The organism is Hyunsoonleella ulvae (genome assembly GCF_016827605.1).
GTDB classification, from domain to species: Bacteria; Bacteroidota; Bacteroidia; order Flavobacteriales; family Flavobacteriaceae; genus Jejuia; species Jejuia ulvae.
Window position 1 is genome coordinate 15,519 of the sequence record NZ_JAEPJQ010000010.1, and the last position, 22,395, is coordinate 37,913.

Consider the following 22,395-nt stretch of genomic DNA (forward strand, 5'->3'; position numbering starts at 1 on the left):
ATTTTGATAGTGCTTTTAAACACTAGGGAAACAGTCTAATTTTTAAACCTACTAAACCGACTGCTTTTACAATTTATTTACGTGTATGTTTATATACGCAAAATGGTCTAGGTGTTATCACGCCAGTGGCGTGATAGACCTAAACCTTTGTATTGTTGAGTAATTAAGCTTACTTAAGCTCAACCTCTGCTCCTGCTTCTTCTAATTGAGATTTTAGAGCTTCAGCTTCATCTTTAGCTACACCTTCTTTAATTGGAGATGGAGCGTCATCAACTAATCCTTTAGCTTCTTTTAAACCAAGACCAGTTAATTCCTTAACTAATTTTACTACTGCTAATTTAGAACCTCCTGCGGCCTTAAGAATTACATCGAATTCTGATTTTTCCTCAGCAGCATCTCCACCACCAGCAGCACCTCCACCAGCAGCAACAGCTACAGCTGCAGCAGCAGGCTCGATACCATACTCATCTTTTAATATAGTAGCTAACTCATTAACTTCTTTTACTGTTAAGTTAACTAATTGTTCTGCGAAATCTTTTAAATCTGCCATTTTTCTATCGTTTTAAAAATGTTTTAATAATAATATAATTGTAAAAAGTGCGTACTTATTTGCTTATCCTTCTTTTTCGGATAATGTTTTAATGATACCTGCCAATGTTCCTCCACCTGATTTAAGTGCAGAAATAACATTTTTAGCAGGAGATTGAAGTAATCCTACGATTTCTCCGATCAACTCATCTTTAGACTTAATGTCTACTAATGCATCTAATTGTTCATCACCAATGTAAATAGCCTCTTCAATGAAAGCACCCTTTAATAATGGTTTTTCTGATTTTTTTCTAAAAGCTTTAATTACTTTGGCCGGTGCATTACCTGCTTCGGCGAACATGATAGATGTATTACCTTTTAAAACTGTTGGAAGTTCTCCAAATTCTTTATCTGAAGCTTCCATTGCTTTTTCAAGTAATGTATTCTTAACTACGGCCATACTTACGTTAGCCTTGAAACAAGCACGACGTAAATCTGAAGTGGTTCCTGCATTTAATCCTGAAATATCTGTTAAATAAATATTTGCATTATCGGCTAATTGTGCAGTTAAGTCTTCAATTACTTGTGATTTTTCTTCTCTTGTCATAATAAAAGTGTTTAACTAATTAACCAATTTTAGGATCTACAGCAACACTAGGACTCATTGTAGAAGACATAAAAATGCTCTTCACATAAGTTCCCTTTGCAGTAGTTGGTTTTAATTTAATTAATGTTTGTAATAATTCATTTGCGTTACCCGCAATTTTATCAGCACTAAATGATGCTTTTCCTATAGCAGCATGTACGATACCTGTTTTATCAACTTTAAAGTCAATTTTACCAGCTTTTACTTCACTAACTGCTTTAGCTACATCCATTGTTACTGTACCTGTTTTTGGGTTTGGCATTAAACCACGAGGACCTAATACACGTCCTAGAGGGCCTAATTTACCCATAACACTTGGCATAGTAATAATAACGTCCACGTCAGTCCATCCACCTTTAATTTTATCAAGGTATTCGTCTAGACCAACATAATCTGCTCCAGCCTCTTTAGCCTCAGCTTCTTTGTCCGGAGTTACTAGTGCTAATACTTTTTTATCTTTACCTGTACCATGTGGAAGAGATACAACACCTCTTACCATTTGGTTTGCTTTTCTAGGATCTACTCCTAAACGCACTGCTATATCAACAGATGCATCAAATTTAGCATTGGTAATTTCTTTGATTAATGCAGATGCTTCATCAACAGAATACAGTTTACCTTTTTCTATTTTCGCTAAAGCCTCTTTTTGCTTTTTTGTTAATCTTGCCATTTTCTAATGTCTTTAATAGATTAAGAAGGGAATTTCCCTGTTACAGTGATTCCCATTGATCTTGCGGTACCAGCAACCATTTTCATAGCAGATTCCACTGTAAATGCATTTAAATCTTGCATTTTGTCTTCAGCTATTGTTTTTACTTGGTCCCAAGACACTTTAGCTACTTTTTTTCTGTTTGGTTCACCAGAACCCTTCTTCACCTTGGCCGCTTCTAATAATTGTACTGCAGCTGGAGGTGTCTTGATTACGAAATCGAAAGACTTATCCTTGTAAACAGAGATAACTACTGGTAATACTTTACCTGCTTTATCTTGGGTTCTCGCATTAAATTGCTTACAGAACTCCATAATGTTTACCCCAGCAGCACCTAGAGCGGGTCCAACCGGTGGCGATGGATTCGCTGCACCTCCCCTAACTTGTAGCTTAACTACTTTACCTAACTCTTTTGCCATTTTTTAAAATTTAAATTTGATAAGATTTAGTTTTGGAAGCTCTAAACTTATCTGGATATGTAACAATTATTAAATTTTCTCTACTTGCATGTAGCTTAACTCTAATGGTGTTTTTCTTCCGAAAATCTTTACCATTACCTCAAGCTTACGTTTTTCTTCATTAATGTTCTCAATAGTTCCATCAAATCCGTTGAATGGTCCATCGATAACCTTAACAGTTTCTCCTTTAGTAAACGGAATTGCCACGTGTACGTTTTCATCTACCGTTAATTCATCAACCTTACCTAGCATTCTGTTTACTTCAGATTGCCTTAATGGTACTGGATCTCCACCTTTGGTTTCTCCTAAAAAACCAATAACATTGGTTATACCTTTTATTACATGTGGTACCTCTCCAGTTAAATTCGCTTGAATCATAATGTATCCTGGAAAGAATACTTTCTCTTTTTGAATTTTCTTTCCGTTACGAATTTGTATTACCTTTTCTGTAGGCACTAATACTTGGTCTACATAATCTTGCATTCCCAATCGAGCAATTTCGTTCTCGATATAGGTTTTTATTTTGTTTTCTTGACCGCTTACAGCCCTAACAACGTACCACTTTTTTTCGCTTACTTCAGACATAAAACGTTATTATTTAATTAAATCAAAGTAAGCTGTAATTACCTTGCTGAAAACTGTATCTACTCCCCAAATTGCTAAAGAGAATATGATTGAAAACACAGCTACTAAAACTGTTAAACTTTGTGCCTCTGCCCATGAAGGCCATGACACATTATTTTTTAGTTCGTCGAACGATTCTTTTACGTATGTTACAATTCCAGCCATTTTATATTTTTTTCTAGGACTTCCATCCTATTTAAATTCTTGAGTAAATTATTACCCGATTTTCTTCGCACGGGTTGAGAGACTCGAACTCCCGACACCTGGTTTTGGAGACCAGTGCTCTACCAACTGAGCTAAACCCGTAGACTTAGAAATTCTAAAAAATAAATTCCAAAATTTCCAAACTCTTAAATATAAGTCAAAAGGCATTACGCCAGAGCGTAATACCTTGTGAGTCTATATTATATTAAACTAGTGTTTAGTCTAAAATCTCAGTTACCTGACCTGCACCAACTGTTCTACCTCCTTCACGGATAGCGAAACGTAAACCTACGTTCATTGCAATTGGTTGAATTAACTCAACAGTAATTGTTAAGTTATCTCCAGGCATTACCATTTCAACACCATCAGGAAGCGCGATGTTTCCAGTTACGTCAGTTGTACGAACGTAGAACTGCGGACGGTAGTTATTATGGAATGGTGTGTGACGACCACCTTCTTCTTTTTTAAGGATATAAACCTCAGCCTTAAATTTTTGGTGTGGTGTTACAGAACCTGGCTTAGTGATAACCATACCTCTTGAGATTTGAGTTTTCTCAATACCTCTTAATAAGATACCAGCGTTATCTCCAGCTTCACCTCTATCTAATATTTGACGGAACATCTCGATACCAGTAATAGTAGATGTTAATTTCTCAGCACCCATACCAATAATCTCTACAGGATCTCCAGTGTTTGCTACACCAGTTTCTATTCTACCAGTTGCAACAGTACCACGACCAGTAATAGAGAATACATCTTCAATTGGCATTAAGAAAGGCTTATCCATATCACGAACTGGCTCTTCAATCCAAGAATCACAAGCTTCCATCAATTCTAATACAGTATCAACCCACTTTTGCTCTCCGTTAAGCGCACCAAGAGCTGAACCTGAAATTACAGGACCATTGTCTCCATCGTACTCGTAGAAGTTCAATAAGTCTCTAACTTCCATATCTACAAGCTCTAAAAGCTCCTCATCATCCACCATATCAACTTTGTTTAAGAAAACAACGATACGAGGAATACCTACCTGACGACCTAATAAGATGTGCTCACGAGTTTGTGGCATAGGACCATCAGTAGCAGCAACTACCAAAATAGCACCGTCCATTTGAGCAGCACCAGTTACCATGTTCTTCACATAATCGGCGTGACCTGGACAGTCAACGTGAGCATAGTGACGGTTAGCAGTTTGATATTCTACGTGAGATGTATTAATTGTAATACCTCTTTCTTTTTCTTCTGGAGCGTTATCGATTTGATCGAAATCCTTAGCCTCAGATAAACCTGCGTCAGCCAATACTTTTGTAATAGCAGCTGTTAAAGTTGTTTTACCGTGATCTACGTGTCCAATAGTACCTATATTTAAGTGTGGTTTTGAACGATCAAAAGTTCCCTTTGCCATGTTAAAATAATTTAATCTTAGTTATATAATAATATTAGTGTATTCTTTTTCCTTTTTTTTATAAAGCCAACAATCACGCTATTAACGTGATAATTTCTCAATTTTAGAGCCAACGACGGGATTTGAACCCGTGGCCTCTTCCTTACCAAGGAAACGCTCTACCCCTGAGCTACGCCGGCGTAAAGTGTTTACATCCTCATTTAAATTAAATGAGATTCCTGCCTTCGCAGGAATTTTGAGCGGGAGACCGGGTTCGAACCGGCGACATTCAGCTTGGAAGGCTGACGCTCTACCAACTGAGCTACTCCCGCATTAATTCTGAATTCAGAATTCTGGATTCAGAATTTTAAAAGTGGGAAGAGCAGGATTCGAACCTGCGAAGGTAAAAACCAACAGATTTACAGTCTGTCCTCGTTGGCCGCTTGAGTATCTTCCCAAAATGTTTAAAATTCCAATATCTTAAAGAACAAAATCCCAAAATTCTCATCTTGGGATTCCTGCTTTTGCAGGAATTTTAAGAGCCGATAGAGGGACTCGAACCCACGACCTGCTGATTACAAATCAGCTGCTCTAGCCAGCTGAGCTATATCGGCTTTTATTACTTTTTTCACATAAAAAAGTCCGCTATTTCTAACGGACTGCAAATGTATATATTTATTTAATTATTCAAAACATTTTTTTAAAAAAAATTATCATGTGTGGGCTCTTAATTTTTCTTTGCGCTTTTTTAACTGTCTTTCTAGCGATGCCACTGCTGTATCTGTACCTTCTTCAAAGGTTTTACATTGCTTCTTTACAATAAAACTATCACCTGGAACACTTACCTTAGCTTCAAATATTTTATTTTCCTTATCGCTAGTGTTTTCAACCTTAAGATACACATCAGATTTAATTACCTTATCATAATACATATCTAACTTATCCATTCGCTTTTGAATAAAGTCTATTAACTTTCTATCTGCATTAAAATTAATGGATTGTGTGTTTACTTTCATCTGTTCTTTACGTTTTTAAATAGAATTAGATGTAATTTACCTAGACCTTGGCATAGTTGCAATAGTAATAGTTACCACTTCATTTTAGGTAAATTTCATGTAACACCATTTTTGGTTAGACAATTATTTAAAGATGCTATTTTTTACTTCTAGGGTGCGCCTTTAAATGTACTTTTTTTAATTCGGCTATACTGTTGTGTGTATAAACCTGTGTGGCTGCTAAACTTGTATGACCAAGAAGCTCTTTAACAGCATTTAAATCTGCTCCCTGGTTTAATAAATGTGTCGCAAACGAGTGCCTTAATATGTGAGGACTCTTTTTTACCTTTGAGGAAGCCTGACTAAAATAATCATTTATAACTCTGTAAACAAGTGTTTCATATATTTTAGTTCCTTTTTTTGTTAAAAATAAGTACTCTCCATCTGCAATATGCGTTAAACCGCTTCTTTCCCTTAAGTATTTTTTTAGTGTTTCCTTTACTGAATTTAACAATGGGACAATACGCTCCTTATTTCTTTTCCCTAGAACTTTAATGGTTTTTTGATATATATCTATGTCTTGTAGTTTTAATTCAACAAGTTCTATACGGCGTATACCTGTTGAATAAAATAATTCTATTATGAGTTTATCTCTTATACCCTCAAAAGAATCGTTAAAATCAAGTGCATTTAACACTGCATCTATTTCTTGTTCTGAAAATGGTATCTGTACTTTTTTACTTGTTTTTAAAGCTTTGTGTTTTGCTAGCGGGTTGTGCTTAACATCTCCCACTTTTAATAAAAACTTGTAAAAGGTGCTTAAGGACGATATTTTTCTGTTGATACTTCGGTTGGTTAACCCAGTTTCAACCAGAGACACAATCCATGTGCGTATTTGGGCATAATTAATATGTTTTATAGACGTTGTACCATACTCAGCTTCTACAAAACTTTTAAACGCTTCTAAATCGGATAGGTAGGCCTGCGCCGTAAGCTTGGAATAGTTTTTCTCTAGAAGCAGGTAGTCTATGAATGATTTGAATAGCATATGTTGGATTGAGGTTCTAATATACAATTTTTTGACCTTATGATGAAAGTCATTGGCTTGCAAAAATTACATCAATCTTATACTAATAAAAATATAAGTGGAAATAAAAAATCCCGCAAATTGCGGGATTTTGATATGCGTTTTAGATGTTTTCAGCATCTCTCAGTTTTTGAATGTATTGCGCTTTTTGAATTTGTGCTCTACGCTCAACTGAAGGTTTTAAAAACTGCTTACGCGATTGCAATGCACGTTTTCTTCCTGTTCTATCAAACTTTCTTTTGTAACGCTTTAACGCTCTATCTATATTTTCTCCTTCTTTAATTGGTATTACTAACATAGACTCTAACCTCCTCTCTTTTAGAATTTTCAGGGTGCAAATATAAAAAGTAATCTATATTTTACAATACCATAAATTAATATTTTTTGATATGTTGAAATTTGACTTGGTAAAAATTTTCGTCTACTTTCGTTTAATGTTAGATCTAAGCTATTGAAATGATACGCACCTCTAGAAGTAAGATCACCTTTAACTCGCTAATATGAATATAAAATACATTTTAATAGTTTTAATCCTTTTTTCAAATACCTCAATTTTTGGACAACAAGGAAAAATTTTTGAAAATCAAATTATCCAAAGTAAAGTTTTAAACAGAGGAGTTAAGTACAATATTTATTTACCTCCCAATTATGATACAATAAAGACATACCCCACAATCTATTACCTGCACGGTTTTGGAGGGAATAACAATAGTCTCCACACTAAACGTTTTATTAAACAAATTGATTCTTTAATAGTAAAAGATAGTTTTCCAGAAACAATTATAATTGCACCTAATGGAGGCAAATCTTGGTATATTGATGACTATGCTGGTAAAGAGAAATACGCAACAATGTTTATCTCTGAATTTATTCCTGAAATGAAAAAAAAGTATGTATTGACAGAATCTTCACAAAAAACCGTTGTTATGGGATTGTCAATGGGAGGGTTTGGTGCCTTAAGATTTACCATGTTAAACCCTGAAGAGTTTGGGATTTGTGTAAGTTTTATGGGTGCGATAAGCACAAAAAAACAAATGGTTGAAGATTTAGAGAAGTATTATCAACACTTTCATGCGCATTTGTACGGAGAAAACCTGAGTCCAAAAGAAAGAACAAATGAGGTTTATATCAATAACAATGCTCTCTATATTGCTGAAAAGGTAAATACAAAAATTCTGAAAAGTAAAAAGTGGTTTATCCAAACCTGCGATGACGATTTCCACTCACTTCCTAATGCCAAATTGCATATATTATTTCATCAAAATAAAATTGAACATGAATTTAGGGTTACAAATGGAAAACACAACAAAATATGTGTAGAAGATTCAATGTTAGATGCTTTAGAGTTCATAAAAAACAATTTAAAAGAAAAAGAATAGTAGAACAGAAGAGCGAATTCCCAACAAAGAACTAAGTTAAAAAGCAAGTCTTTTTTCCTAAATTTACACAAAACCCTATAGGCCAGAACTTTGGACAACCCTCGTAAAAAACTAATTTCAAACTAAACCAAACAACATTAGCCAATCCATACATCTAAGATGTGTAGTGAAAAACAATATTATGTTGCAGGTTTGTACTCTTTTTTATCAATAATGATTTTAGCCAAAATTTCTCGAAGGATTTCTGAAGTTCCTCCACCTATTGGCCCCAGTCTACTGTCTCTAAACAAACGTGCCATAGGATACTCTTCCATATAACCGTAGCCACCTAAAAACTGTAAACATTGATAAATGACCTCATCGGCCATTTTGGTGGATTGTAATTTTGAAATTGTAGCTTCTTTAACCACATACTGTCCTTTATCTAGTGCATTGGCTACAGTGTAATTGTAATGCTTGCATACATCTAACTCGGCATACAAATCAGACACTTTATGTCTTAACGCCTGAAACTTATCTATACTTTTACCAAATGCAGTACGCTCACTCATGTATTGCTGCGCATACTCTAAAGCAAATTCTGCACGAGCATGGGCATTTACCCCCATTATTAAACGCTCTAATGAGAAATGCTGCATAATGTATGGAAAGCCTTTGTTTTCTTCCCCCATTAAGTTACTTGCTGGGATAATAACATTATCAAAAGCTATTTCTCCAGTATCTGAAGCGCGCCAACCTAATTTGTCAAGTTTGGTGGCAGATACGCCTGGAGTTTCCCTATCTATAACAAAAATGCTGATGCCCTTGTTTCCTAATTCTGGACTTGTTTTTGCTGCAATTACCAAATAATCACTACTAACACCATTGGTTATAAAGGTTTTAGAGCCGTTAATTACATAAGTATCTCCTTTTTTTACTGCTGTAGTGCGCATACCAGCAACATCACTCCCTCCAAAAGGTTCCGTAATACACAAGCAACCTATTTTTTCGCCAGTAATACTTGGTGTTAAATATTTTTCTTTGATAGCTTCATCGCCTTCAGCATTTATGTGTGTCATTGCTAAATACACATGTGCCCAAACCGCTGCCGCAAATCCTCCTGAATTTATTTTTTGTAGCTCTTCTAGTAAAATTATGGTGTAAAATAAGTCTAGATCTAATCCACCATAAGCTTCTGGGTAATTTATACCGAAAAATCCCATTTCTCCAAACTTTAACCAAACAGATTTATCGATTTCTCCAGATTTTTCCCAATCTTCAATATGTGGAACTACTTCTTTTTTAAGGAAATCTTGTAAACTTTTTCTAAAGAGATTGTGCTCTTCAGTGAAGTACATACTTGTCATACTCTAATTTTTAAATAAACATTAAAACTCTGCTTGGTTTGAAAAGAATAGGAAATTTTAATGTGCTCATTTATTGAATGTGCAAAGATAATTTAATTATCTCTAATTTGCTTACCGGAAAGCCTTTTACTTTTGACAATTCATTTAACGAAGAAAAACCCTCATGTAACTTGCGGTACTCTAGAATATTATAGGCAATTTCATAATCTATATGATGGATAGTTACCAGTTCGTCTGCTTGCGCTGTATTTATATTTATAATTTTTATTTTTCTAGGTGTTTTTACTGTGAATTGCTTCTTTATATTTTCTATGACTTCTGGGGTTAACCCATAAACATCCTGTAATTGCATATCTGATATAAAACCACCCTTGAATCTATCACGAAACGCCACAATGCGTTGCGATAGTTTTTTCCCAATACCGTTAACGCGTTGCAGTTGTATTGCTGTGGCAGTATTTAAATCTATTTTTTGGGCGTAAGTGAGGGGTTTTGTGTTTCTAAAATTCTCATAATTTCCATGCTTCTTAAATTGACTTTCAGAATAGTTTTTTGATACTTGATTGGTATTAGAAACCCAATCGGGAAATTTAAAATAAGGCGATATTTTTGCTAGAAGTGTATCTGATACCCCTGTTACTTCCTGAAATTGTTTTGCTGTGTTTATCCAATTATTAGTTTTTCTAAAAGCATGTAACTTGTCAATTTCTTCAATACTCATACCTAAAACTTCTCCTTTGTAATCTGAAATGTAGTTTGGATTAAAAGGATATAATTTTGGTTTACTTTCCTGAATTGCTAAGCTTCTTAGGGAATCTATTTCTGTCTCGTATTGCTTTAATTCTTCTTGGTTGACTATTACATCATCAGAAGAAAAATCCACAAAAAAATAGACACACTGGAGTATGACTATAATTAACAACAATAAAAAAATCCCATTTCGTTGTTCTTTAGTGAATACAAAATGGGATTTAAAATTACGCATAGTAATTTATGCTTTAAGTCCTTTTATAGCTTTCATATATTTATTAAGCTCTTTTTTAACTTTTGGTGCTAGTAAGACTAAACCTATCATATTTGGCACCATCATGGCAAAAATCATAGCATCTGAAAATCCTATTACCGAACCTAAACTTGCTGCGGCACCAATGATTACAAATACACAAAAAATAAGTTTGTAAGCGTATTCCATTTTTTTGGACCTACCAAATAAAAACGCCCATCCTTGAAATCCGTAATAAGACCAAGAAATCATAGTACTAAATGCAAATAGAACTACCGCAACAGTTAATACATATGGGAACCAAGAAATAGCAGATTCAAAAGCTCCTGATGTTAATAAAATGGCTTGGGCATCATTTAAACCAGCATTGGCTGAAGTTACATTTCCTGTAATGATCAAAACCAAAGCAGTCATAGTACATACTACAACAGTATCAATAAATGGTTCTAGTAAAGCCACCATGCCCTCACTGGCCGCATATTTTGTTTTTACCGCTGAGTGTGCTATTGATGCTGAACCAACACCTGCTTCGTTAGAAAATGCAGCTCTTCTAAATCCTTGTACTAAAACACCAATTGCACCACCTGCCACTCCTTCAGGGCTAAATGCACCAGAAAATATTTGTCCAAACGCATCACCTACCATTCCAATATTAGCAAATATTACAAATAGCGAAGCTGCAACATATATTGCTACCATAAATGGCACAATTTTATCAGTTACCTTGGCTATTGATTTTATACCTCCAATTATTACAATACCCACTAATACTGCCATTACTAGACCAAACAACCATCCTTTTCCGTGAAGTATGGATTCGCTTCCACCTGTTATATTTTCAACCAATTGAAATGCTTGATTTACTTGAAACATATTACCACCTCCAAACGAGCCCCCAATAACAAAAATGGCAAATAATACAGCCAATACTTTACCTAAGCCTTCTAATCCTTTGGATTTTAAACCTTTGCGCAGATAATACATAGGACCACCATATACCGTACCATCATTCTCAATATCTCTGTACTTAACTCCTAATGTACATTCTACAAACTTAGATGCCATGCCTAAAAATCCTGCAACAATCATCCAAAAAGTAGCTCCCGCTCCTCCAATAGATACTGCTATAGCTACTCCCGCAATATTCCCTAAACCAACCGTAGCAGACAATGCAGCTGTTAAAGCCTGAAAATGGGACACTTCTCCTTCATGCCCTTCTACCCTAATGGTATCTGGATTATCTTCCTCATCGGTAAACTTTGATTTTTCTATATCTACTTTGTGATCTACTCTCCCCTCCAAATCATCATACTTTCCCCTTACAATATTCACAGAAGTTAAAAAGCCTCTAAAGTTTATCAAGTTGAAATAGAATGTAAAATATGTTGCTCCTATAATTAATGGAAATAACACCCAATACACACTAATCTCATCCGTAAAAGGAATTTGGTAAAAAATCGCACTTACAAACCATCCTGTGAGGTCTCCAAAAACCTTATCTATTTTTTGGTCTATACCCATGTCTTGGGCTTCTTGTGCAAAGGATACTAATGGTAAAATTATGGCAGATAATGAAAGAAGATATTTCTTCATAGTTTAAATGTGTTAGTCTTTTATTGAAAAATAAGTATAAAAAGATAGCAAGATGCTAAAAAAAAACGATTTTTAAAACATATTATGCCAAATATGTTTATTCATCTAACTCAATATCGTATTCGGAATTTAATTCTTCAATTTGTTCTGGCCTTCCTAATACTATAATTTTAGATTTTGGTGCCAATGGTAATTCTGCTTCAGGGTTTACGGTATATTCTCCGTTTTCATCCTTATAGCCAATAACGGTGCAACCTGTTTTTTTCCTCAAATCTAAATCCTTAATTGTTCTTCGTTTATTCTTCTTTATGTTAAATAATTTTTCAACGGCAACTTCTTCGATATTAATATTGGAATCTCCAACAATAGAAAGATTATCTATAAACTCCATTAAACCCGGCACTACCACCAAAGACGCCATGTGGTCGCCCCCAATCTTATCTGGTAATATCACATTATTAGCACCTGCAAATTTTAGTTTTTCGTAAGAGGATTCTTGAGACGCCCTACTAATAATGTTTATTTTTTTGTTGAGTTGCCTGGTAGACAATACCACAAATAAATTATCTGCATCGCTAGGAAGTGCTGATATAAAATTAGACGCCCTATCTACTCCTGCCAACAACAAGGTTTCATCTTCATTAGCATTACCTATAACGTAAGGCACCCCATCATTCTTTAATCGTTCTTCTACCTCTTTATCTTTTTCAATAACTACAAACGATTTGTTATGGGCTTGTAACTTTCTTGCAGCTTGCTTACCATTTCTTCCATAGCCACAAATAACAACATGTTTTTTAAAGGCATCTATTTTCTTTTGCATTTTTTTATGTTTTAACTCTTCAATGTCATTTTTACTCAAAATATATTCTGTGATGATAGACAAAGCATAACCCACAATAATTACACTTGCTAAAATTAAGAATATAGTAAATACTTTAGATTGATCGTCTAAGGGCACCACTTCCCCAAAGCCTACAGTGGTCATTGTTATAACCGTCATGTAGAGGGCATCTACCCATGAATAATCAGAAATAAAACGATACCCCAACACCCCTATTAACATTATAAATACCAACAAAATAAGGGCGGTGTATATTCTTGACCTAAAAAGACGTACTATGGGATTCATGGGCTATAGATCGAAAACTGACGAACGCTTTGTGTAAATTAAATCTTTAATACGCATCCAGAATGCCAAAAACATGTACACTGCAAAACCAAAACCTACGGTTACAAAAGTGATGTACATAAACGAGGTACGCACTACTTTGGCACGAATACCCAAACGGTCTGCAATACGCTGGCAAACATGGTATCCATGCTTTTGCAAAAACAACAATATTCTGTAAAATATATTCATAGTTGCAAGTTAACCTTTAGTTTATTCTTTTAAAAGTTTAGCGGTTTAAAAGTTTGTTACCTATAGCACATTTTAAGCATTGATTTTTATCGCAATATTCACTTTTAAGCTGAATTAGAGCTTGTGACTGTAATGCATTTTTCGATACTTTTTTAAGTGAATTGAACTTATCTACAATACTGTTTTTTTCTGAAGGAATTTGTGAAATAAGCTCCTGAAGAATAATATCATTTGATATTCCTCGGTATTTATAATAGCTAAATTTTAAGGGCAAAAGTGTATTTATAAGCAACAAATCCATAAATGATTTTGATATCATTTTTTTTGAAGGCTTTGATTCTTTATGGAATGTATAATGTGTGTTCCAAAATTCTGAAGTTCCTACACTAAATATATCTTTAATATCTTCATGAGAGGTTGCTTCAATAATTTTTGAGAATAAGTTTTGATGATTCGCATACACATTTGCTAACTGCGACAATCTTATGGTTGGAAAATTATTGGGTCGCAATCTAAAAAACGATGGTACAACCACCAACTTATTATCAAGAGAAAACTTTTGTTTTAAAAATTGATATTCTTTTTGTAACGATTGGTAGTAGGGCTCTTCAATCGCGTTTTCCAATAATTTTGATTGTCCCAATAAAAGTGATTCTAAAGACAAGATTTTGGATTGCGATTTTCTTAGAATTGAAAAATCGAAGGAATTAGCCAAACTCAAAAAAGCATTACCATTAACTTTTAAACCAAAACTTTTGGCCAGCATTTTAAATAATACCGCTTCCCAATCATTTTTTGAAACCTCTAAAAGCTTAATAACCTCGATAGATTTTCGTTCTAAACGTTCAAAATACAAACGCTCTAACCAATTATTAATGGTAAAATCATCTACATCGGCAAAATCGTTTTCACAGTTTATCCAGTTTTTATTTGCACGTAATAGTTTATCGTAACTCTTAAGTGTTTCTTTAGGTATAGCATCCTTTAAAACCAATGTAGGAATTGTAGAATTATCCTTTCTAAATACTTCAGCATCATGCTCCCAAACCACATGTAAAATTACATTATCATAGTTTTTATCTTGTTCATGATTGTGTAAAAACCAGTCTGAGGAATTTACGTGGATCTCAACATTACCTGCCCAAAGTTGTTTGCCAATTCTAACTTGAGCATTAAAAAAGTCTGGACCTGCATTAAAATTATGCTGTCCGTTTGATATGATATTTATGGCTTCTCCGTCTGAAGTTTTTAAACCAGCTGTAGAAAACTTACGATGTTTCCAGATATAATGTAGAAAATCTTCTTGCACCCCTCGAAAATATAAAATCTTAATTAACTTTGAAGTAGTTTTTTTACAGAAATTATGGAAGAATTGACACTTACTACACCTGCGGTACTATTTTCGGCTATTTCGTTAATAATGTTAGCTTACACAAACCGGTTTTTAGCCTACACTGCTGTTGTTAGAACGTTATACGATAAATATTTATTAAATAAAGATGCTACATTAATTGCACAAATACAAAATATAAAAAAGCGTCTTTATCTTACGAGGTCCATGCAAATATTAGGAATTAGTAGTCTTTTACTGTGCGTCTTAACTATGTTTTTAATTTACATACAACAACAAACAATAGCTGTATGGATATTTGGTATCGCTTTATTACTACTTATAGCATCGTTGTCATTATTAATCTTAGAAATACAAATTTCGGTAAAAGCATTTGAACATCATATTAGTGATATTGAGGGGAAATAATTTATAATTCGAAACCACAAGAACATGAATATAAAACCAATATTAGTTTTAAACATCTTACTCACTTTGGTGTCATGTAAAAAGCAAATACCAACAGAAACTTTAGTTACCAATATATGCGAAGATCTATATAATATTGAAATTAAAGATAATGATGCTGACATATTAAACTATTTTACAAAATACTGTAATAAAAATAATATAAATGAAAATCGCAGATCAGAATTAATGGTTAGACTCGTAAGAAATTGCGATTTTTTTTCAAATGGAGACCTCGCAGAAGTTGACATGCACAAAGACTGGGAACATTTTTCAACACGCCCTAGTTCAAAATTAAAAGAAGATATACTAGAACAATTTATAAACGAAAGAATGCTTTTTTATTATGGGTTTGAAAAAAAGGTCGTAAAAGTAGAAGTAACCCCAGAAATATGGTATGAAAAAATGGAAGATGGCACATTTTCTAAACTCAAATTAGTAAAAAATGGCAAAAATCAATTTTACATCGAATTTATCGAAAGTAACAATGCATACAAAAATAATTTAAGTGAAACTGGTGACAAATACTTTTATGAAATAATAGACCACAAGGATAACAAATACAAATTGAGTGCCCATGTACTTGAGAGAAGTGATTACTATACTTATGTAGTATATTCAAGTCCACTTATGGATAAGTAAAACTATAATCACTCAAACCGAATAGCTTTCACAGGCGAAATCTTAGTTATAATATAAGAAGGTACCAAAAGCATTAACAAACACAACAACAGCGTCCCAATATTTAACCCTACAATATAACTCCAGTTAATATACACTGGCGCTTCAGTAACATAGTATACATCTGGATTCATCTCTAAAATTTTAAAGTATTTTTGAGCTAACAACATCCCTAAACCCAAAACATTACCCCAAAACAAACCTAATACTATTAAGTAAGATGCGTTGTATAAAAACACTTTCCGTATACTCCAATTGGAACTTCCTAAGGCTTTTAAAATGCCTATCATTTGGGTACGCTCTAATATTAAAACAAGTAAAGCCGTAATCATATTAATACCTGCCACAAGAATCATGATACCAATAATACCATAGATGTTTTTATCAAATATTTTAACCCATTCTATTATGGAGTAAAACTTTTCGTTAATTGTAGATACATTTAAGGTTGATGGTGTGTTTTGGTAAATTTCAACTCCCATGCGTTCAATATCATTATAATCTTCAATAAACACCTCAAAATTTCCTATTTCGTCTTCTTTCCATTTATTAATACGCTGTATGTGCCTTAAATTCCCAATAAGATACGTTTCATCAAAATCCTGAAATCTAGAATTATAAATTCCAACAATCTCAAAACTGATAATATTTGGTGGCTTTTCGGTATCGTCTTTTAAAAAATACATTTGAAATTTATTACCTAAACGAAACCCCAAACGGTTGGCTAAATACTCTGAAATTAGCACCTCTTCACTCCACTTTTTTTCAAAACTTGGGATACGTCCTTCTACCAAATATTCTTTAAAATATTGCCAATTATAATCATTACCCACACCTTTTAAAACAGCACCCTCAAAATCTGTTTCGGTACGAATAACTCCAAATTTTGCAGCTACAGCCTGTATATGGGTAACACCTTTTACTGTTTTAAATTCAGGATAAAACGCTTGTATTTTAGAGATAGGCACTACGCTTTCTTGGGAAACATTGCTATCATAATTGGTAATAGTAGCATGCCCGTTAAAAGCTACTACTTTTTCCCGTATTTTTTCTTGTAGCCCAATGCCTGTTGCAATGGCAATCATCATTACAACCATACCAATGGCAATAGCCGCTATTCCAATTTTTATTATTGGTGCCGAAATGCTACTTTTATACACTTTACCACCTATAATGCGTTTAGCTATAAAATACTCGTAATTCAATGCTTTTTATGACGTTTTCTTGTTTCAAAAATACAGTTTTATTATTTGTTTTGATGTTAATTTCTTGCGGTAATGGGAAACGGGTTGATGATGGGAAACCAATGACGGATGACCAAAGCCTGAACACGCATATTAATGAACACCAGAAATATGTTCAGGGTAACACCCATATTATTGTTGGTGCTAACCAAACGGAATTGTATGTTCCATTTTTAAAAGGTAAACGTGTTGGTGTAGTGGCAAATCAAACATCTGTGATTTTTGTTGATAAAAGTCCTAAGACAAAAAACCAAAGTTATATACACCTTGTTGATTCTCTTTTAAAACTGAACATCAACATAAAAAAAGTATTTGCTCCAGAACACGGATTTCGTGGTAAAGCTGATGCTGGCGAACATGTAAATGATGGGGTTGATACCAAAACGAATTTGCCCATTATTTCCCTTCATGGAAAACATCGAAAACCCACACAAGAAACCTTAGAAAATTTAGATATTGTAATTTTCGATATTCAAGATGTTGGTTTACGGTTTTATACCTACATCTCAACATTGCATAATGTGATGGAAGCTTGTGCTGAAGCAGGTATTCCTGTATTAATTTTAGACAGGCCAAACCCTAATGGCCATTATATTGATGGCCCTACTTTAGAACCACAACATAAAAGCTTTTTAGGCATGCACCCCATTCCTTTAGTGCATGGTATGACTATTGGGGAATATGCACAAATGATTAATGGCGAACACTGGTTGGTTGATGGTTTGCAATGTGATATTACTGTAATTCCTGTTAAACACTATACACATAAAACACCTTATAGTTTGCCCATAAGGCCTTCGCCTAATCTACCTAATGATAAGGCTATTGAATTGTATCCTAGCCTTGGGTTATTTGAAGGCACTACTATTAATGCAGGCAGAGGTACTGAGTTTCAATTTCAACGTTATGGTGCACCTTTTTTAGATAAAGACACCATGACTTTTGAGTATACTCCTGTTCCTAATTTTGGAGCGAAATACCCTAAACACAAAAACATCTTATGCTATGGAGAGGATTTAAAAGATGCAAGTGTTGATGGAATGACATTAAAATGGGTTATTAAAGCTTATGAAAACGCAATAGATAAATTGAAATTTTTTAATACTGCCAACTTTACAACACATGCAGGTACTACAATACTTCAAAAGCAAATAGAATCTGGTTTATCTGAAAAAGAAATAAAAGCATCATGGCGAAAGGATTTAGACGCTTTTAAAGTAACACGTGGTAAATATTTAATTTATCCTTAGTTGCTTTTTTGCTAGGATTGCTTGCGGCAAGCCCTTTGTAATAGACTCTCAAACACAACTAATTATTTTGGCTTTCAGCATCTAAAGTTGGCTTATCATATTTTTGAAAAGGTTGTTTTAATAACTCCCCAATGTGTCCATTCTTTTTTTCGTCTGGAAATACATCTACGCCATACACTATTTTATCTGAATCTAGCTTCATAAAAGTACCGCACAACCTATCCCAAACCGAAAAGATATTACCATAATTAGAGTCTGTATAAGGTAAACGGTAATGGTGATGTACCTTGTGCATATCTGGAGAAACGATAACATAACTTAAAATATCATCAAACTTTTTAGGTAGTTTGATATTAGCATGATTAAATTGTGTGGCTACGACCGATAGGGATTGATACAACATTACCAATGCTATGGGTGTACCAATTACAAACACCCCAACTAGAGTAAATACGTAACGAATTACACTCTCTAGCGGATGATGACGATTTGCCGTGGTGGTATCTACATTATGATCGGTGTGGTGTACCAAATGTACCATCCAAAGCGGTTTAACTTTATGCTCTACTAAATGTGGTAAATAGGCACCAATAAAATCCATAAGAAACAAACCAATAATCGTATACAGCCACAATGGTATTTCGGGCAACCAATTTAAAATACCAAAGTTATTTGCGGCTACCCAATCTGAAGTTTTTAAAAGCAAAAAAGCTAATGGTAAATTAACTAGAATCGTAGTTAAGGTAAAGAAAATATTAGGTACAGCATGTTTCCATTTTTTATAGGGTTTACCAAAAAGTGGCATAATGCCCTCTAACAGCCAGAAAAAAGTTAGGCCTCCAACAATGATGAGCGCTCGATGGTACGATGGTATGGTTTCGAAATAGTTTAAAATTGCCTCCATAGTAAAAATTAGTTTTGCTAAAGGTACAAACCTCAAATAAACTATGCATGCATAGTTTATTTATAACTACTTAATTAGTCGTTTCATAGCCTCCACAATATTAAACGCTGCAGGGCAAATGGCTACATTTTTTAATGTTAAGTTTGAAATTTGTTGGAACTTTTTTCTATCAGTATGTGGAAATTCCCGACATGCTTTGGGGCGCACATCATAAATAGAACAATAATTATCTGCCCCTAAAAACGTGCATGGTACACTTTGGAGTACGTAATAGTTGTCTTCGTCTACTCTCAAATATTGCGCTATAAATTGCTGTGGTTTTAGCTTAAAAAATTTAGAGATACGTTCTATATCCTTATCGGTAAATAATGGGCCTGTGGTTTTACAGCAGTTGGCACATTCTAAACAATCGGTGCGTCTAAATTCTTCTTCATGCAACTCTTGCATTATATAATCTAAATTCTTTGGGGGTTTCTTTTTAAGTTTTGCAAAGAATTTTTTATTGACGTTATGCTTATCTTTGGCACGTTTTGGAAGGCTATTTATGATGTCTTGCATGTTACAAAATTAGACATTTAGATTTATTAGAGGTTTTAGACAGTATTACATTCTCATTGTAATCTATTTGAAACTTTAAACTTGTAACTTTCTAGATTAAACTATTAATGATGAAAGATATTTTCGGAAGCGCTTTATTAGATTATCATAACGGAAATTACACTGAAGACATTATTACTTCCACCAATATTTCTTCTGAAGATATATTACCGCTCTCCTATTTATTTCGTTGTTATGCCGAAATGCCGAAGTTGGAACAAAAGGCTTTACAACTAGCTAAAGGGAACGTTTTAGATGTAGGCTGTGGTGCTGGAACCCATAGTTTGTATCTACAAGAAAAAGGTTTGAAAGTAAAAGCGATTGATGTTTCGCAAGGTGCTATTACTGTTGCAAAACAAAGAGGTGTTTTACATGCTGAAGTTTTAAATATTCTTGACGAAACCGAAACGTTCAACACTATTTTTCTCTTAATGAACGGCACTGGTATTTTTCAAGAATTACAACAAGTTTCTAAATACTTGAAGCACTTAAAATCATTATTAAATCCTGATGGACAAATACTAATTGATTCTTCTGATATTAGATATATGTATGAAGATGAAGATGGTGGTTTTTGGATGGATACTAATGCTAATTACTATGGCGAGTTAGATTATTTTATGAGCTATAAAGGCGAAGATGAACTCCCTATGAAATGGTTGTATTTGGATTTTAAAACTTTAAAATTGGCTTGTGAATCTGTAGGGTTGCAATGTGAATTAGTTTTAGAAGGAGATCATTTTGATTATTTGGCGCGATTGAGTTAGAAATATCTCTGTCATTCCCGCTTTCTCAGGAATGACAGAGACCCTGCAACAAGTTCAGTGTGACACTTCGTGTTAAAAATCAAACTTAAATGTAGCTCCCGCTAAAAACTGAATACCCTGCACCGGGAAATTTTGCCAACGTTGGTATTGGTTATTTGCAATATTATTGGCTTTAGCAAAGACCGAAATTTGATCGTTTATGTGATAACCCACATGCGCATTGGCATCGAAAAAACTATCTAAAGTTACCGTAAACGGAGAGGTTACTGTTACACCATCATTTAAAAAGAATTGGTCTTTTCGTTCGCCTGTGTAAATTAAATTTGCGCCCGCAAACCAATGCTTATTAATTTGGTAATCTAAAAACAGAGACCCCACAATATCTGGTAAATTCCACGCTTCTGCTTCGTCATCTGTATTATAGGTAAAGTACTCTGCTTTTATGCCTAGGGTAAAGTTTCTGTTAACATCTACATTTAATTCTCCTGCTACACCAAAGGTTGTTATATCATCATAAACAATACCATAAGAGTTTCCGTAAGAATAGGGTTGGTCTGCCATTAAAGTAATCTCATTATTTCTAAACAATGCTCTGTTTCTATCGGCTTTATAGAGTCCGTTAAAACTGTAACTCATGTTACTGGACAGCTTTCCTTTTAACCCAACGTAAGCATTGTATTGCTCATCGGTAGGCACTACAAAAAGCGTAGGCGACACAAAAGGATTCTCTGAGGCAAAGCCATGATAAGAATTTTGTATTAAACCGCCCTTAATACCTCCAAAGGCAATAAGTACATCATTAACCAAACGGTATGTTGCTGTAATATTAGGGTATAAAAACAATTTATTGTCTCCCGTTTGCCTATCGTTTAAATAATTTATGGATGCCCCTAAGTTTACAGTTAAATCATCTTGTTTTAATTCGTAAGATGGGGCTATTCCTATCACAAAATTGCCATACTTTAATTTGTTATTTATGGTATAGCTTCTATCGAAGGTACCGCCTAAATAATGAAAGATTATATCGGTAGAAACCTCTTCCCTGTTTACGGGAATATCTACTTTAGCTTTAGCTATAAAACGATTTTCCCCAGAACCTTGGTTGTCTGCAAATCGTCTAAAAAAGAAACTACCAGAGTTAATATAAGTATCTTTAAAGGTAATATCTCCACCAAAATGTGCATTGGTAAAAGCATGTCTCACATCTATACCATCAGTTTGGGCTTGACTAATTTGAGATGTTGGTACGCCATACCAATTATATATTTGGTTTTGAAAACCGGCTTCAACTGTCCATGCTAAATCCCTTAATTGTGATGAGTAGTTTGCATTTAGTTTTGTGTTTGAAAAATTATCATCAAACTGTATACCTTCAATGCCGCCTCCAGAAGAATGATGACTAAAATAACCACCTACACTCTCTGTTCTACTTATGGCATGATTTAAATACACCTCGCCCAAAAATGTTGTATAGGTACCTACGCCAACTGTTGCATAATTATCAAATAGTTTTACCGGTTTTGCTTTTTCTACCGTGGCTGCCTTTCCTTTTGCTGGTGTAAATGTTGAGGCTACTGGAAATGAAAAAATATTGTATTTAATCTCTTTTTTCTGGATGGCTTTATCATCCTCTGTAAATGGTATTGCCTTTACTTTAAATGCATCGGATATTGATGGCGTATAGGGTTTTACAACATCTATTACTCCTGTATTTATGGTATCATTTTTTTTCTTTTGGGCAAATGAGACCGAAACACTTAGCGTCACGATTACAATGAAAATATATTTGATGTGCTTTCGCATGATTTTAAATTTTAATTCTTTTGATTAGCGAA

General features: G+C 34.1%; 25 protein-coding genes and 5 tRNA genes. 5 read left to right on the top strand and 25 right to left on the bottom strand.

Annotated elements, in window-relative coordinates; translation table 11 throughout:
- Positions 1-169: 169 nt before the first annotated feature.
- The 15 genes from rplL to rpsU form a co-directional block, all read right to left on the bottom strand.
- Entirely contained in the window at positions 170-550 is a 381-nt protein-coding gene (rplL, locus tag JS605_RS17055) for a 50S ribosomal protein L7/L12 (RefSeq protein ID WP_203258944.1), read from the bottom strand.
- Between the two features lie 63 nt (positions 551-613).
- Positions 614-1,135, bottom strand: a complete 522-nt coding sequence (gene rplJ, locus JS605_RS17060) for a 50S ribosomal protein L10 (protein ID WP_203258945.1) — start codon at positions 1,133-1,135, stop codon at positions 614-616.
- A 19-nt stretch (positions 1,136-1,154) separates the two neighbouring features.
- Positions 1,155-1,844, bottom strand: coding sequence for a 50S ribosomal protein L1 (gene rplA / locus JS605_RS17065; protein WP_203258946.1), 690 nt, complete (start codon positions 1,842-1,844; stop codon positions 1,155-1,157).
- Positions 1,845-1,864: 20 nt separating this feature from the next.
- Positions 1,865-2,302 (bottom strand): 50S ribosomal protein L11, encoded by a 438-nt coding sequence (gene rplK, locus JS605_RS17070; protein WP_092577137.1) that lies wholly within the window; start codon positions 2,300-2,302, stop codon positions 1,865-1,867.
- A 69-nt stretch (positions 2,303-2,371) separates the two neighbouring features.
- Complete coding sequence (nusG, locus tag JS605_RS17075) at positions 2,372-2,926, bottom strand: transcription termination/antitermination protein NusG (RefSeq protein ID WP_203258947.1); 555 nt, start codon at positions 2,924-2,926, stop codon at positions 2,372-2,374.
- Between the two features lie 9 nt (positions 2,927-2,935).
- Complete coding sequence (gene secE, locus JS605_RS17080) at positions 2,936-3,130, bottom strand: preprotein translocase subunit SecE (RefSeq protein ID WP_203258948.1); 195 nt, start codon at positions 3,128-3,130, stop codon at positions 2,936-2,938.
- Between the two features lie 68 nt (positions 3,131-3,198).
- Positions 3,199-3,271, bottom strand: a tRNA-Trp gene (locus JS605_RS17085).
- Positions 3,272-3,386: 115 nt separating this feature from the next.
- Complete coding sequence (tuf, locus tag JS605_RS17090; RefSeq protein WP_203258949.1) at positions 3,387-4,574, bottom strand: elongation factor Tu; 1,188 nt, start codon at positions 4,572-4,574, stop codon at positions 3,387-3,389.
- A 107-nt stretch (positions 4,575-4,681) separates the two neighbouring features.
- Positions 4,682-4,753 (bottom strand) — tRNA-Thr (locus tag JS605_RS17095).
- 59 nt (positions 4,754-4,812) lie between these two features.
- Positions 4,813-4,885, bottom strand: a tRNA-Gly gene (locus JS605_RS17100).
- A gap of 42 nt (positions 4,886-4,927) precedes the next feature.
- A tRNA-Tyr gene (locus JS605_RS17105) sits at positions 4,928-5,010 on the bottom strand.
- A gap of 83 nt (positions 5,011-5,093) precedes the next feature.
- Positions 5,094-5,167, bottom strand: a tRNA-Thr gene (locus tag JS605_RS17110).
- 99 nt (positions 5,168-5,266) lie between these two features.
- Positions 5,267-5,569 (bottom strand): ribosome hibernation-promoting factor, HPF/YfiA family, encoded by a 303-nt coding sequence (gene hpf, locus JS605_RS17115; RefSeq protein WP_203258950.1) that lies wholly within the window; start codon positions 5,567-5,569, stop codon positions 5,267-5,269.
- A gap of 136 nt (positions 5,570-5,705) precedes the next feature.
- Positions 5,706-6,596 carry a tyrosine-type recombinase/integrase gene (locus JS605_RS17120; protein WP_203258951.1) on the bottom strand — a complete coding sequence of 297 codons (891 nt, stop codon included), beginning with the start codon at positions 6,594-6,596 and terminating at the stop codon, positions 5,706-5,708.
- A 142-nt stretch (positions 6,597-6,738) separates the two neighbouring features.
- Entirely contained in the window at positions 6,739-6,933 is a 195-nt protein-coding gene (rpsU, locus tag JS605_RS17125; RefSeq protein ID WP_203258952.1) for a 30S ribosomal protein S21, read from the bottom strand.
- A gap of 202 nt (positions 6,934-7,135) precedes the next feature.
- Between rpsU and JS605_RS17130 the strand changes: the two genes are divergently transcribed.
- Positions 7,136-8,014: an alpha/beta hydrolase gene (locus JS605_RS17130; RefSeq protein ID WP_203258953.1), complete on the top strand. Its 879-nt coding sequence runs from the start codon at positions 7,136-7,138 to the stop codon at positions 8,012-8,014.
- Between the two features lie 179 nt (positions 8,015-8,193).
- Here the strand turns inward: JS605_RS17130 and JS605_RS17135 are convergent, their stop codons facing one another.
- From JS605_RS17135 to JS605_RS17160, 6 genes are all read right to left on the bottom strand, one after another.
- Positions 8,194-9,360 (bottom strand): acyl-CoA dehydrogenase family protein, encoded by a 1,167-nt coding sequence (locus tag JS605_RS17135; protein WP_203258954.1) that lies wholly within the window; start codon positions 9,358-9,360, stop codon positions 8,194-8,196.
- Between the two features lie 70 nt (positions 9,361-9,430).
- The gene (locus tag JS605_RS17140; protein WP_203258955.1) at positions 9,431-10,345 is read right to left on the bottom strand and encodes a ComEA family DNA-binding protein; all 915 of its coding nucleotides are present in this window, start codon (positions 10,343-10,345) and stop codon (positions 9,431-9,433) included.
- 6 nt (positions 10,346-10,351) lie between these two features.
- Positions 10,352-11,956, bottom strand: coding sequence for an alanine/glycine:cation symporter family protein (locus JS605_RS17145; RefSeq protein WP_203258956.1), 1,605 nt, complete (start codon positions 11,954-11,956; stop codon positions 10,352-10,354).
- A gap of 97 nt (positions 11,957-12,053) precedes the next feature.
- Positions 12,054-13,088, bottom strand: a complete 1,035-nt coding sequence (locus tag JS605_RS17150; protein ID WP_203258957.1) for a potassium channel family protein — start codon at positions 13,086-13,088, stop codon at positions 12,054-12,056.
- 3 nt (positions 13,089-13,091) lie between these two features.
- On the bottom strand, positions 13,092-13,319 hold the full coding sequence (locus JS605_RS17155; RefSeq protein ID WP_203258958.1) for a PspC domain-containing protein: 228 nt from the start codon (positions 13,317-13,319) through the stop codon (positions 13,092-13,094).
- 37 nt (positions 13,320-13,356) lie between these two features.
- The gene (locus tag JS605_RS17160; protein WP_203258959.1) at positions 13,357-14,628 is read right to left on the bottom strand and encodes a DUF2851 family protein; all 1,272 of its coding nucleotides are present in this window, start codon (positions 14,626-14,628) and stop codon (positions 13,357-13,359) included.
- Between the two features lie 54 nt (positions 14,629-14,682).
- Between JS605_RS17160 and JS605_RS17165 the strand changes: the two genes are divergently transcribed.
- Together JS605_RS17165 and JS605_RS17170 are read left to right on the top strand one after the other, a co-directional pair.
- The gene (locus JS605_RS17165) at positions 14,683-15,078 is read left to right on the top strand and encodes a DUF2721 domain-containing protein (RefSeq protein ID WP_203258960.1); all 396 of its coding nucleotides are present in this window, start codon (positions 14,683-14,685) and stop codon (positions 15,076-15,078) included.
- Between the two features lie 24 nt (positions 15,079-15,102).
- Complete coding sequence (locus tag JS605_RS17170) at positions 15,103-15,759, top strand: hypothetical protein (protein WP_203258961.1); 657 nt, start codon at positions 15,103-15,105, stop codon at positions 15,757-15,759.
- An 8-nt stretch (positions 15,760-15,767) separates the two neighbouring features.
- On the opposite strand, the gene JS605_RS17175 is transcribed toward JS605_RS17170, so the two are convergent.
- The gene (locus JS605_RS17175) at positions 15,768-17,003 is read right to left on the bottom strand and encodes an ABC transporter permease (protein ID WP_203258962.1); all 1,236 of its coding nucleotides are present in this window, start codon (positions 17,001-17,003) and stop codon (positions 15,768-15,770) included.
- Between the two features lie 8 nt (positions 17,004-17,011).
- Here JS605_RS17175 and JS605_RS17180 point away from each other — a divergent pair, with 8 nt between their 5' ends.
- Positions 17,012-18,292 carry an exo-beta-N-acetylmuramidase NamZ family protein gene (locus JS605_RS17180; RefSeq protein ID WP_203258963.1) on the top strand — a complete coding sequence of 427 codons (1,281 nt, stop codon included), beginning with the start codon at positions 17,012-17,014 and terminating at the stop codon, positions 18,290-18,292.
- 58 nt (positions 18,293-18,350) lie between these two features.
- Here the strand turns inward: JS605_RS17180 and JS605_RS17185 are convergent, their stop codons facing one another.
- Together JS605_RS17185 and JS605_RS17190 are read right to left on the bottom strand one after the other, a co-directional pair.
- Entirely contained in the window at positions 18,351-19,196 is an 846-nt protein-coding gene (locus tag JS605_RS17185; RefSeq protein WP_203258964.1) for a sterol desaturase family protein, read from the bottom strand.
- A gap of 66 nt (positions 19,197-19,262) precedes the next feature.
- Positions 19,263-19,754 carry a YkgJ family cysteine cluster protein gene (locus JS605_RS17190; protein WP_203258965.1) on the bottom strand — a complete coding sequence of 164 codons (492 nt, stop codon included), beginning with the start codon at positions 19,752-19,754 and terminating at the stop codon, positions 19,263-19,265.
- Between the two features lie 110 nt (positions 19,755-19,864).
- Between JS605_RS17190 and JS605_RS17195 the strand changes: the two genes are divergently transcribed.
- The gene (locus JS605_RS17195) at positions 19,865-20,560 is read left to right on the top strand and encodes a class I SAM-dependent methyltransferase (RefSeq protein WP_203258992.1); all 696 of its coding nucleotides are present in this window, start codon (positions 19,865-19,867) and stop codon (positions 20,558-20,560) included.
- A gap of 72 nt (positions 20,561-20,632) precedes the next feature.
- Here JS605_RS17195 and JS605_RS17200 read toward each other — a convergent pair whose 3' ends face one another.
- Complete coding sequence (locus JS605_RS17200) at positions 20,633-22,363, bottom strand: TonB-dependent receptor (protein ID WP_203258966.1); 1,731 nt, start codon at positions 22,361-22,363, stop codon at positions 20,633-20,635.
- Between the last annotated feature and the right edge of the window lie 32 nt (positions 22,364-22,395).